Genomic DNA, 12,586 nt, shown 5'->3' on the forward strand with positions numbered 1-12,586 from the left:
AAATTGAATTGAGCGGAGTTGGTTCGGTTGAGGCGGACGTCTATGGTGCAATCCTCGCTGACCCGGTGCCTGCGTATCTGAGTTCGGTTAGGGTCCTGAGTGGAACGATCGCGCAATCTCTGTCGGCGACGTTTGATGTCGATTGTTGGTCGGACGCGAGCGATCAAGATCTGGCCGATGCACTAGGTAAAATATCGAGCGTTGATACACTGGTCGTCTATGACATTGGCCAAGGCAGTGCCCTCGGGATTCTGGACGGCAACAACAGCGTCCAGGCGTTTTTCGATTTGGGGGCCGGCTCATATGGCAACAAGCACACGCGGCCAAAACCTCTCCGCTTCTGTTGGGCGGCAGATCCTCCTGTAATTCTCTCCCATTGGGATACAGATCACTGGGCTGGCGAGCAGAACGATCCAGGCGCCCAACAACGAACCTGGGTCGCGCCACGCCAGACCAAGTTACCTCCCACGCATCATCTGTTCGCTTCTAGGATCCTAAAGGCGGGCGGCACCCTGCTGATTTGGAACGCTGCCGCGGGAAGTACTCTGCAGACTAGCCTGGGTGGCGCGCAAACGCTTACGATTGGAAGATGTCACGGATCGACACGAAACGGGAGCGGAATTGCCTGCATGATTGAGAACGCGAATGATCAATGTGCATGGCTTTTGACCGGCGATGCCGGCTATTCAGAACTGGGTGTCAATCCGAGTTACAACCCGATATCGATCGTTGTCCCCCACCACGGCTCGGACATGACGCACCTGGGTTCTCCTCCCAATAAGCCGGTCAATTCCTACGGTCGACTGCTCTACAGTTTTGGGCGGGGCAACAAGCATGGGCGAACGAAGGTAACTCATCCAACGAGCAACGCCGTAAACGACCATCAGTCGAAGAGCTGGGATCACGGGGCATGGCTGAGCACGGGAATAGCGACTTGCGTCGCGGGTAATGACGTTCTTGCAACTGCCGAAAACCCAACTATCGCGGGCGCTGCGGGGCGTCATTTAGAAAGCGCTGCTGCCGGGTGGCTGACGGCGCCCGTCGTTCCCTATTCGGGGCTGCCACATGGGAAGGGGAAGTTGGCCGGCTGTACCACGGACATTCAGCAATCCTAAATTCCAGGCAACGCATTGCTCGGGAAACAGATGGCCATTCCCCGGGCGTTTGGTCAGATTGGATGGGCAGTAGCGGACGGGCTCAAGTGGTGCCCGGGACGACTACCTAACTATTGGATCAAGCACCGAGCCGCTAGCGATGCCGTGCAAGCGTCCGTGCAGGGCGACGGCTTCGCCTTCCGTAAGACTAGCTATGCAATCCGATACGAACCGGGCCGGCTTTGGCCGGCCATCGATATCCCACAAGTATCGCAGCCGATTGGGCAGGTACTTTGGAGGTTCCTTCTGAGAGTCAGTGTGGACACACTCGAAAAGCGTCTCCAGAATTCGCTCTTGCCCCTTCTGTTGCGCAGCCAATGCTGGATTACTGATGATGTAATCGCGGGTGATCTGCTTCAGAATGAGAACTTCGTCAGCTTCGTCCTCTGCGATCGCCACGCACTTCCCCATTGCATCGGGCTCCGTCAACCGCGCTGCCCCAATATAACGTCCTATCAATCTAGACGTCATAGTTCTGAGTTGCTGACGCTGGTGAAGTGAACCGTCGTAGGGTTCATTGATGAGTTGCGGAAATGACCCCCTCAGGAACGAGTTCAGATTTCGAAAGGCATCGCGTAGCCGTCCTTCAGCGTCCATCGGCTTACCGTACCAGCTCTCGAGCGCGCGCCTGAGGATTTGATCGCTCTGGTCTCCTTCGAGGATGCGATGCCAAGGAAGTACACCGCACCGGTGGAAGTCCTCAAGGTCGTGTACCGAATAGGCGATGTCATCCGCCCAATCCATCAGGTCAGCCTCCGCGGTCTTCGCCGAATGCTGAAACAGCTCCCGTGCGAACTCGAAATCCTCCTTTTCGCTATCGTACGCACCCCATTTTTTGCTGCGGCTGGGCTCCTTCGCATTGCGAAGCCACGGGTACTTGAGACAGGCGGCGAGTGCGGCCCTGGTTAGATCCAAGCCCGTGCACTCTACAAACCGCACAGCGAGTTTCGTCAGAATGCGAAAGGACTGAGCATTGCCCTCGAAGCCGTTATCGTCCCCATGCTTGCGGACGAGAACATCCAGCAGGTGTTCACCAACGTGACCAAAGGGCGGATGACCTAAATCGTGGGCCAAGCACGACGCTTCAACCACTTCAGGATTAAGCCCCACTCGGTCGGCTAGATCCGGCTGTTCACGGACGCAGTTTTGTGCCAAACGGCGGCCGACTTGGGCCACCTTGATCGTATGCTGCTGTCTCGTGTGGAATACATCGGCTTCCCCGGCCCGAACGATCTGAGTGATTCCAGAGAGCCGACGGAACGCGGACGAATACAGGATGCGATCCCGATCTCGTTCGAACTCCGCGCGTTGATCTTGCTTTACGGCCCGATAGCGGCGCCGCATCCGGTCGGAATCAGTCCACACGAGTGCTAGAACTAAGCTGCGACGCGCGGCCGCTGGAGGCGCAGCTTGGCTCCAAGATCCAAGTCGCCCCTATCCAAAGCAATTTGGATAGCACGCTGAATGGCATAGGGATGGTGACCTTGTGCCACCAAGGCCTTCGCGAGCGTGAGAGCGTCGATGCCCGCCTCGTGCTTGCCGACCTCTTCGACGAGTTCCTTCGGATCAAGGGCCCGATTAGATGTGTTCTCGAACACGGGGGACATGGGCTCACCCTCATACGCAGCTGGCTGAACTTTTCTATCGCTCATTCGGTCTGATTTGGCAAATCGATGTTGCCACACACAATGTCCTAGAACGTTAACTGGTCCCAATTCCGACCCATCACAGTGTCGGTACACAGCGCCTGCCGGCGGATAAAAATAAAAATTACCAAGCGAAATCAGTGACTTAATTTTTATCTAGTCCCTTTGGGATCGAGTTCCCGAAGCGCGTGCAGCGTATGAATCTCCCGCATCATAGGGGCCTTCTTTAGGGGCCTTCTGGCACTTCGCGGCGGTGGTTCTGGAACGTCCGAGATCATGCTGCTCTTTGATGTCGGCGGATACAGTCCAAGTCCGTCGGCATACATTCCTGGCTTCAGGTTCTGTCTGATCTTGAGTGTGGTGAGCACCCGTATGCGAGCCATTTCAAAACTTTCGCGTCATATCTGAGCCCATATCGAGAGCTGGATTCAGTCGACGGGCGAAGATGTTGAGGGGTATGAATATCCGCTTGTGACCCCGCGCGACCAAAGGGAGCGAAGATCGGGGGATGCGGATTTTGTTCCTGCTGGGTGCCAGGGCGGGGCCTTCGTACCCCAACCCAACAAAAACGATATGTCGCGCAAGCCATACAAAACATCGGCGCGAGGGACGGAAGCCGGCAGGCGCAGACCCGGCATCCCGTTGAGGATTTGAGGGGCTCGGTTCTCGACAGCCGGTCCGGCAGAGCCGGGCGCGCCGAAAGGCATCTTGCTGTATTTGTTGTTTTTATTCACACTCGCCCTCATAGGTTGCGGGAATAATCCTTTCGCGTCTGCCCGCGGATGTGCCTAATCGGGGACGGTCCATGACCGGGGAAGAAGCCTACGAAGCGCGCTCTCGAATATTTGGCGGTTTACCGCCGGACATCTTTCGCATTTTTTCTGGGGAGGCGCGTTGGTTCTACGCCGACCTTTTGGAGCACATCGACCGCGATGTTTTCGGAGATATTCCGGGCGTCGTTTCGCGACAAGAAATGACCCAGGCGATTCGGGAATTTATCGACCGTCAGGGGCGCAATGTTCAACTTGACGAAGAGGCTCCGTATGCGCCCGCAGCGGAGACCGCAGATACCAAGGCCATCGTCGCGTACCGGCGGCTTCTCGACACGGGGTGGCTAACCGAATTTCGGGACCGCTACCGCCGCGTTGTCGATATGAATGCCAACGGACGCCTTATTCTGACAACCCTACTCGAAATCAAAGCAGGACGAACGCGCTCCTATGGCGGTGAAGTCTTGCAAGTTCTGTTGCAGCTCGAAGGAGCCGATAAAGATCCTGAGAACAGGTCAGAGGCCGTCCGTAACGCGGAGCGGTCAGCCAAGTCCTTTATGCATCACTTGCGCTCGATCTCGAGTGCGATACGGCAAATTGAAGAAGAGCTGATCGGCCAGACCGATATGCGGACTCTGTTCAGGAAGTTCTTTGACGATTTCGTCGAGCATTTCCTGATCTCAGATTTCAAGCGGCTGAAGAGCACGACCAATCCGTTCCGGTTCAGACGCAAGATCATCGACACGGCGGAGGGCATCCTTGCCAACGAGATAAGGATGTCTGTCCTCTCCGAAGCCTACGTCAAGGAGGGGCGCGGTGAAAGTGTTGAAGACGCGTATGCGCTAATTGCTCAGGAATTGCGCAACGTGATCTCGGTATTTGACCGGATCGGAGACTATCTCGAAATTATCGAGGCCACGAACCAGCGGCTTGAACGACGCATTTCCAATACTCTGCGGTTCATGGATCGCATTGCAGAGACGAAGACCGAACGTGTGATCGAGGCATTAGCCAAGCTCGGCGATCTGGCTAGTCCCTCCTCGCTCGAGCTATCCATTCCGCATAACCTTCTTCCGGAACAAGCGGTGATCGGTAGGGAAGACCTCTATCAACACAAACGTGGGCGGGAAGTCGTAAAACCCCAAAAAATCCGGCGCGAAGCACCAGATCCAGCATTTCTCGCCTATCGTGCGGCGCTTGATGCCTACCGGGGCCGCACGGCAATCACGGCCGCCAAGATGGCGACCTATCTCGAAACCGCGTTTGGCGAGCGACAGGAGGTGCAAGCGGCCGACATGCCTCTTTCGTCGTTAGACGATTTCTTCATTTTCGAGCGGCTCCGTACCTTGCAGCAGATCGGCGACGGCGCCCTGGCGCGGCGTTACGCGATCGAAATCAAGTCCACACAATTCGAGAATGAGTGGATCTCGTGTCCCGACTTCGTCATTCGTCGCGTGGGAAAGGTAGCGTCGCATGCTGGAGCTTGACGAACTTCGTGACCTTCTCGAAGGTCGGCGGGGCAACCCGCCCGTCGAGAAGGTCGATGTTGAGACCGCGATTCAAGCGCTCCTTGCCCATCAGATCATTTATCCGGATACAAGCCTGCTTCGGCGAGAAATCTACGACCTCATTCGCCGTCACAGCACATTTTTCGAGCGGTACTTCGGCGCGATGGGGGTTGGCATTGTCATTGAGCCGCCGACCGGAATGATCGCGCTGGTCCGGGGCCAGAACCGGTACGGCTGGCAATTCTCGCGTCTCAAGAAAGACGAGACGCTTGTCCTGCTTGCACTGCGCGTCACCTATGACGAGGGCTTGCGCGCGGGCCTTATGGACGAAGTCGGTCGGGTTGAGACCAACACCGACGAAATATTCGACCGAATCCGGACGCTTGCAAAGGCCGATCCGCCCATTGAGTCCCGGCTGGAGGAAATCCTGAAGTTGTTGCGGCGGCGAGGAGCTGTTCTGTTGCATGATGCGGACCGCGTCGAGCGGCTTACCCCGGTTACGGTCCTCCCTGGCATAGGTATTCTTGTCGATGATGTCTTTACCGCCTCTGTTGTAAAGTGGGTTGAGCTGGGAGCGCCTGAAGAGTTCCTTGCCTGGAGTGCGCGTGAGCGTGACTCAGCTGTCGTGCCGGATAAGGCTGGACCGTCATCGCAACGGCAACGCCTCGATCCAGACGAGGTGTCTTCTGATGTATGAGCTCACGCGCCTTTCGTTCCACAATTGGTATGTTTTTGAGGTTCTCGACCTCGATGTGGGTGGCATGGTCGCCGTCATTGGACCAACCGGAGCCGGCAAGAGCGCGATCCTCGACGGCGTTCAGGTGGTCATTACAGGTAACAACGGAAACTTCATCGACCTCAATCCTTCTGCCGGCGAGAAAAGCGACCGCACGGTCCTGAGCTATTGCCTTGGCCAAGTGAGTGATTTCGATCGCGGTGCACCCAAGCGTGAGCGGTGTGAGTCGATTCTCGCTCTTACGTTTCGCGATACGATGACGGGCGAGCCGTTGACGATCGGCCTGCTTCTACATGCAGATCATAGCGAGCGGACGGAGTCGGCGCGGGCGCTGTTCATCGCGCGGCGCTACGCATTCTCGTTTGAGGATTTTATCGAGCGCGATGAAGACGGCGACGAGTTCGTCGTGTCCCATGACGAAATCATCGAACGTCTGAAGAAAAGTTGTGGCAAAGCGCTTACGCTGCACGCTCGATCGACGCAATTCGTCGCCGAGTACCTGGCCGCGATGCGGCCGCGTTCGTCGCCGGACGCGCGGCTCTTTCTGCGCAGCTTTAACAACGCCGTCCTGGCTAGAGAAATCCGCGACCCCACGGATTTTGTGAGGCGCTTCGTGCTTGAAGCGGACCCCCTCAATGTTGAGCGTATTCGCTCGTCTATTGAAACATGGAGGTCGATGGAAAAGCGCGCTGAAGAACTTGAAACGGAAATCAGGGATGTGCGCCTCGTCCGAAGTCGCTTTGCGACATGGGCAAGGCAGACGCTTCAGTCGCAAACGGAAGAATATATCGCTAGCGCCTCGGAGCGCATGCGGCTGGAGTTTGAGATCAGGGAGCTAGAGAGGGAAAAGGAGCGCGCCGACCAAGAGAATGCATCGCTCAATCGGCTGATTCTCAACCACACCAGCGTCGTAGCGGACAACCGCGACCAGGTCATCCGCAAGCGAACCATGCTCGCGGAAGGCGAAGGTGCATCAAAGATTCGAGCTATTGAGATCGAGGAACGGGTTGCCAACGACGATAAGGCCCGCGCCGTCGCATCATTCGACAGTGCCATGAATGAGTTTCGACACATCTCCCAATTTTCTGCGATACGTCAATTCGTTCCGATTGTGCATCATGGTGCCATACAGGCGGCGGCGGAGCTTGTTCGAGCTGCCAGCGAACAGACCACAGAGCGGCTTGTAGCTGAAAGCGAATCCTTGGCGGATATGGCGCGGCGCGCGTTGGCAATTCTGGTGGTCCGCGCGTCGCTTGCGCAGCAACGCGATATCCGAATCGCGGAAATTGCCGAGGACCGTCAGCAGTTAAACAATCTGGAGCAGTCGCTTCGCGGCGCGAATGACGGGCGCGCAAGCGTGCTTTCGCCCCATGTGCGGCAATTCATGAACGCTCTGGCGCTGAACGACATTCAAAGCATCGCTCTTCCAGATGTTGTGGAGATCGCCGACGAATCGTGGGCTCTCGCCTTGGAGATGCTTCTTGGCCCGAACCGAGAGGCGCTGATCGTGCCGGAGTTGCAGCTTGAAAGGGCGTTTGACTATCTGTGGCGGCACCGTTCAAGCTTGCACGGTTGCCGGATTGTCAATACGCGCAAGACCCGGCGCGGCTCAAATCGCGCCCTGCCGCAACGATCGATTGCGAACGTGTTGCGGACCGACAACATTGACGCGCGTGCCTTTGTCGATACCCAGGTCGGGCGCTACGTCCGCGCCGATGCCGAACAGGAATTGCAGGATTTCGATCACGCCGTTATGCGCAACGGCAAGACTACTGCCGCGCTTTCACTGCGGGTATTTAGCGATCTCAGTCCCATTCTGGGGAAGACGGCGCAAACTGCTGCGTTGGCGTCCACGCAAGCGAAATGTGCTCTCCTTCGAAACCAGATTGGTGAGAAGGATCGGGAATTGAAGATGCTCGACAGCGCAGTCACGTACCTCGCGGGGCTCGAACGCAAGGAAGACGTTGTGTCGCAGTTGCGAGAAGCGGCGGAAAACGTCAAGCGGGCCGAAGCGAGGCGAAAAGCGCTCCAGAAGGATCGGGAACAGGTCGAAGATCCCAAGAGCCAAGCCCTTCGGCTGGAGATTGAACGCATCGAAAAGGAGACTGCCGGTTACGAAAAAGAACTGACAGAGTTGCGTGAAAAAGAACGGACAAGCAGTACGCGTTCAATTCGGGCCGGTGAGCGGATCACGGAGCGTCAGGACGCCGTAACGAAGATGTCGATGGCCGCTGAAGCAATTGAGCGAGAACAAGCCACCGATCGCATGACGAAACTGATCGCCTTCGCAGAGGCGGGCGCATTTACGATCGACGAGGCTCGGACGACACTTGGTGTGCAGGTGTTCCAGAAGCACGGCGAGGAGGTACGATTTCTCGCGGAGCGCCGCGATCAAGCAAGGCAAGCCGCGGAGGAATATGCGCGGCTTGCGCGCGACAACGGTACGCGTGCCTTGCGCGAATTTGGTGAGTACGTCCGGAAGTATATTCAAGGCCCAAGTCCTCTTCCGGAGGATGCCGGCCATGCTGAGCATTGCTTTTGGTGCGCCGCGCGGGAGATTCGGCTCGAAGAACATGAACTCCGGCCCCACCGCGAGAAAGTCATTCAGGCCCGTCATGAATTTGAGGCAGCGCTTAAGGAAGACTTGCTCGCCAAAATGTCAGACCGCTTTGAGAAGATAAAGACGCAGCTCGACATTTTGAACAAGCGGCTCGCCGCATATTCGTTCGTAGGCCAGAAGTATTCTTTCAAAAGGTATATATCTGCGGACTTTAAGCCGCTCTACGATCTCGTGAAGCGCATTATCGGAAGCCAGGATGCATCATTTGCGGCACTGGCGGATAAGGCCAGCACGGCGGATGACGAGATGAAGCGTGCGATGGCGCAGGTGGAGGAGATCGTTACGCGCGATCAGGATACGCGTCGCCTGGAAGACTACCGGAACTATTTCGAGTTCGAGCTGTTCCTGGAGAATCAAGCAGGTGAACAGCAAGCCTTCTCGAAGTTGGTTGGGCTTTTGTCGGGAGGGCAGCGGCAGGCGCCTTATTATGTAGCCATTGCCGCCAGCATGGTGTCCGTCTACTTCCCGAAAGGCGGACGCGAGGGCAGTACCGAAGGCATGGGTTTGGTTGCCTTTGATGAAGCCTTTAACAAATTGGATATCGGTAATACGCAGAATCTCATCACGCTCTACCGTGATCTTGGACTCCAACTGGTCATCGCGGCACCCGAGATTCACCGTGCGACGTTCCTTGAATCGGTGGACTGTATCATCTCGGTGACGCGCATGAGCGGCACGGATCGCGTTGCCGTCGATGCCGAACGGATTGGCCCGAGAGCTCAGGCCGAGATGCAGGCAGCCAATCCGGAGCATCGCGGGGTGGAATGGTTCAGGACGGAGAGCGAGCAAGCGATGCAAAAGGCGGCGGAATGAGCGCAGGCAAGGCACGCGACATTTTGAGCATTCTTCTCGACCGCGTGGAACGTGTCCCAGACCGGGCGCGCCAACCGGCTGAACGCGCGCCTGCCGAGTTTCCTTCCGCAGCGGAGCGGGCGGCATTTGACCGGCTTCTGGAGGATGCGGAACGCCATGGCGCCATCAGCGTGATCAAAGGCCGAGGTGAGGCGCGGCATCTGACCGAACGTATCCGATTGAGAGATGCCGTCCGCCTATATGAATATCTTGGAAGGACTCCGGCGGTCGAGCGTGCAAGAGGAGCGGTATCCCGACTGCGATCAGCTGTGGCACCAAAGCACAACGACGCAGTACAGGCGCGAGACAGTATCATCGACGGATGGCTGCGGGGAGAGCGGCCGTTCTCGATTAGCCTTGAACAGACGGATCAAGCGGTAGAATTCCTAACAGCCCTGGACGCCGTTCTTGCGCGTGATCCGATGGACCGGCGCGATCTTCGAACTTATTCCGGGCAAACCACAGGCAATACTAAGCTCCTGGAACGGTACGCGTCGCGGATCATCAATTTCCTGAAGCAGATCGGAAAACTCGATGCCGATCTGTCTGACAATGAAGCCATGGCTAGCCTGGGCTTGGAGAAATTTTTACAGCCCGTCTTAATAGCCGGTCCGGTTCGTCTCGCGGGCTTGGATTTCGGGAGCCTGGCTTACGTGGGGCTTCCTCCTGAACAAGCACCAGCGATCGAACCAGCCGGTGCGATCCGATCGATCCTCACGATCGAAAACCTCGCGAGCTTCAATCGGCATGTGCGAGAATCTCTGCTGGCCAACGACGTAGCGGTCTACACGGGCGGCTTCCCGTCGAGGGCAGTGGCCGCGGCGTTGGTAGCGATTTCACGGTGGCCTGGAATTACGCGCATCCATCATTGGGGAGACATTGACGAAGGCGGCCTGCGTATCGCGCTGCATCTAACGTCCCTTCTACCAATCCCGGTTCTGCCTCATCTTATGAATCCCACCTTGGCGCGTCTGCACGGAATCCCCGGCAAGGCGTCGCGGAAAATCGATTTGCTACCAAGCCACCCGTGGCAGCCTCTGGCCACTTTCCTGGGAGGCGATGATGCTCGATTTCTCGAACAGGAAAAGGTCGATCCGGAGCCCATTATTATTGCTGGAGCTGTGTCATAATTCGCCTGAGGCCAACTGTGTTCGTGCATCAGGGCGCGGGAACAGACCGAAACGATCATTTGCCGGGTCGCCGGTAAAGGTCTCCACATTCGCCCATTTGGCGATGCCCATTGGCAGGTCGACGTTCTCTACGACGATGATCTGACCAAGTTTCGATACGCTCGACAGGTGTTCGAAGAAGTGGTCTATCAGCGAGGACTTCTTCAAGGCGTCTTCGTCGTCGCTCAGCGGGCTGTTTGTACACAGCGGATCGCGGTAGGTGAGCAGCGGTGTATCGAGCACCAAGAACCCAGGGTGGGGGAGATTGCGCTCACGGCAATAGATGAGCAGGGCGACCTTAAACGCGGAATGCGTTACCGCACGAACGCCCTTGCCATTGTCTTTACGCTTCTTGCCATCGATGCGAAGGTGGTCATAGGCGCCCTCATCGAACGAAACGTGAACTTCCACGCGGTCAAGACGCGGCTTACCGTCTGGGCGAAGTCGTGCATCACATTGCCGGGCGCGCCGAGCGTCGGCCTGTCAGCCTTCGCTGCGGGCTTGGCCTTGAGCAGTGCTTCAGCCGTCGCGGCCGAAGGCCTGGGTCGTCGCAAGCAGCGCCGGGAGGAGGACCGCGGAGGCGTGGGTCGTGGCGCCATGGAAGTTGTCGTCGAAATCGAGCGCGTGGGCTGCGATGCCGTTGGTCAGTGCAACCGTTGCGGGACCATCGACTTCTCGGGTCACAATCGAAAGCCATCGCCTTCGATCGGAAAAAACTTCCAAAGTGATGCTACATCAAGCTCTTCCGTCACTTGGGCGTCGTTTTCGGTGGTTTAGGCAGGAGCATGGAACTTACCGCTTGGGGATTGCCGTAGACCGATCGCTCCCGCCGTCCAGCAGACGGCCACGCGACTCCGCTGATCGTGGTCGAACCAACTTTGATGGCCTAAGCCCGCCGAATAGGTCCCCAAGCGCGGGAGGTGTCAGCAGATTCCAGCCCGCCAGACCTGCAAAGAATATTCGAGGTCATTGATCCAGATAACGTTGCTTGCTGAGGCGAGCGAGGGAGGCGAGCATGGGCTGAAAACAAATCGTGATATTCAATGAAGGCAACCCAGCAACATGCCTCTCACGCTGCTCAAATATGGGCTGAAGCGCGACTACGTTCCGACGCCGGATCTGAAGCGCCATTATGATGTCGTCATCGTTGGCGGTGGTGGGCACTGACTGGCGGCGGCGCAGTTACCTCTCCAAGTATCACGGCATCACGAAGGTTGCCGTTCTGGAGAAGGGCTATCTTGCCGACGGCAACACGGCGCGCAACACGACCACAATTCGTTCAAATTACATCACAAATCAATCGATCCGGTTCTACAAGGAAGCCGTCTCGCTCTACGAAAACATGTCGCATGAGCTGAATTTCAACGTCATGTTTTCACAGCGCGGCCAGCTGACGCTGGCGCATTCCGTGGCGACTCCTTCCATCTGCGCGCCGAGATGGGCAAGCATCATGGAACGCGGATTTGGTCGTTGATCCGCGTGAGGTGAAAGAAATCTGCCCTCATCTCAATATGGACGAGGGCGGACAAGACGAAATCGTCGGAGGGCTCTGGCACGAGGGCCTCGCGGTCGTGAGCCCTCCTCCAAAAGAGATCTGCCGACCATGGCTCGCATCGCACGCTTCGCTGACGCCTGCCTGATGATAGCCTTAACGGATGCTAGCAAACGTCGAGGTTCGCTCGGGCTGCCCGGCACGAATGCGGCGATGAATATCGCCCGCGTTGGATGTACCGGGCACGTCCGCTATGTGAACGAGGCGACAACCACTTGAATCGCGATTCTGGGCGCAAACGGTCGGAGACGGGTTACAGAAACGATCGGAAGACCCCGACCGCACTAGGCAGGCTTCTCCGGGAAGGTCGGGGGAGACGGTACGTTTTGCGGGCCCAAAATACCGTGAGAACGCTGATCGATGGCAGGGCCGGCAAGTGCTTCAACCACCCGAAGCAGTGCTAGCCGATGCGTTTGGTCGTCGATCCGGAGAAATGCCTGCATGAGCCGAAGGTTTTGCAACTCACGCATTGCTGATGAACTGTTGTCGTTCATTAGCAAAGTCTCCCGAATTTGGCGCTTCCAAGCAATGCACAAGTAGATTGCAATAGAAACACCGGATCAAGCAAAAGTTGTGGAG

General features: G+C 57.1%; 10 protein-coding genes and 1 pseudogene. 6 read left to right on the top strand and 5 right to left on the bottom strand.

From position 1 onward, the window contains the following. Window positions 1-8: 8 nt before the first annotated feature. Window positions 9-1,115 carry a ComEC/Rec2 family competence protein gene (locus KUF59_RS08870; protein WP_258769337.1) on the top strand — a complete coding sequence of 369 codons (1,107 nt, stop codon included), beginning with the start codon at window positions 9-11 and terminating at the stop codon, window positions 1,113-1,115. A 102-nt stretch (window positions 1,116-1,217) separates the two neighbouring features. Here the strand turns inward: KUF59_RS08870 and KUF59_RS08875 are convergent, their stop codons facing one another. Both KUF59_RS08875 and KUF59_RS08880 read right to left on the bottom strand, forming a co-directional pair. Beyond that, window positions 1,218-2,498, bottom strand: a complete 1,281-nt coding sequence (locus KUF59_RS08875) for a deoxyguanosinetriphosphate triphosphohydrolase family protein (RefSeq protein WP_258769338.1) — start codon at window positions 2,496-2,498, stop codon at window positions 1,218-1,220. Between the two features lie 32 nt (window positions 2,499-2,530). After that, window positions 2,531-2,761 carry a hypothetical protein gene (locus tag KUF59_RS08880; protein WP_258769339.1) on the bottom strand — a complete coding sequence of 77 codons (231 nt, stop codon included), beginning with the start codon at window positions 2,759-2,761 and terminating at the stop codon, window positions 2,531-2,533. Window positions 2,762-3,605: 844 nt separating this feature from the next. Here KUF59_RS08880 and KUF59_RS08885 point away from each other — a divergent pair. Genes KUF59_RS08885 through KUF59_RS08900 form a run of 4 tightly spaced genes read left to right on the top strand, consistent with a single transcriptional unit; the run spans window position 3,606 to window position 10,416 of the window. After that, window positions 3,606-5,057, top strand: a complete 1,452-nt coding sequence (locus KUF59_RS08885; protein ID WP_258769340.1) for a Wadjet anti-phage system protein JetA family protein — start codon at window positions 3,606-3,608, stop codon at window positions 5,055-5,057. Continuing rightward, complete coding sequence (locus KUF59_RS08890; protein ID WP_258769341.1) at window positions 5,044-5,775, top strand: DUF4194 domain-containing protein; 732 nt, start codon at window positions 5,044-5,046, stop codon at window positions 5,773-5,775. The genes KUF59_RS08885 and KUF59_RS08890 overlap by 14 nt, the downstream gene beginning before the upstream one ends. Beyond that, window positions 5,768-9,247, top strand: a complete 3,480-nt coding sequence (locus KUF59_RS08895; RefSeq protein ID WP_258769342.1) for an SbcC/MukB-like Walker B domain-containing protein — start codon at window positions 5,768-5,770, stop codon at window positions 9,245-9,247. The genes KUF59_RS08890 and KUF59_RS08895 overlap by 8 nt, the downstream gene beginning before the upstream one ends. Continuing rightward, entirely contained in the window at window positions 9,244-10,416 is a 1,173-nt protein-coding gene (locus KUF59_RS08900; protein WP_258769343.1) for a Wadjet anti-phage system protein JetD domain-containing protein, read from the top strand. The genes KUF59_RS08895 and KUF59_RS08900 overlap by 4 nt, the downstream gene beginning before the upstream one ends. Here the strand turns inward: KUF59_RS08900 and KUF59_RS08905 are convergent. After that, on the bottom strand, window positions 10,411-10,866 hold the full coding sequence (locus tag KUF59_RS08905) for a hypothetical protein (RefSeq protein WP_258769344.1): 456 nt from the start codon (window positions 10,864-10,866) through the stop codon (window positions 10,411-10,413). The two genes, KUF59_RS08900 and KUF59_RS08905, sit on opposite strands and share 6 nt — an antisense overlap. 138 nt (window positions 10,867-11,004) lie before the next feature. Then, window positions 11,005-11,112: pseudogene (locus KUF59_RS08910) on the bottom strand (MmgE/PrpD family protein); the annotation flags it as partial. A 475-nt stretch (window positions 11,113-11,587) separates the two neighbouring features. On the opposite strand from KUF59_RS08910, the gene KUF59_RS08915 reads away from it, so the two are divergent. Continuing rightward, window positions 11,588-11,929 (top strand): FAD-dependent oxidoreductase, encoded by a 342-nt coding sequence (locus tag KUF59_RS08915; RefSeq protein ID WP_309500956.1) that lies wholly within the window; start codon window positions 11,588-11,590, stop codon window positions 11,927-11,929. A 362-nt stretch (window positions 11,930-12,291) separates the two neighbouring features. On the opposite strand, the gene KUF59_RS08920 is transcribed toward KUF59_RS08915, so the two are convergent. Continuing rightward, entirely contained in the window at window positions 12,292-12,501 is a 210-nt protein-coding gene (locus KUF59_RS08920) for a hypothetical protein (RefSeq protein WP_258769345.1), read from the bottom strand. Window positions 12,502-12,586 lie beyond the last annotated feature (85 nt).

The organism is Bradyrhizobium arachidis, from assembly GCF_024758505.1.
Taxonomy (GTDB): domain Bacteria; phylum Pseudomonadota; class Alphaproteobacteria; order Rhizobiales; family Xanthobacteraceae; genus Bradyrhizobium; species Bradyrhizobium manausense_C.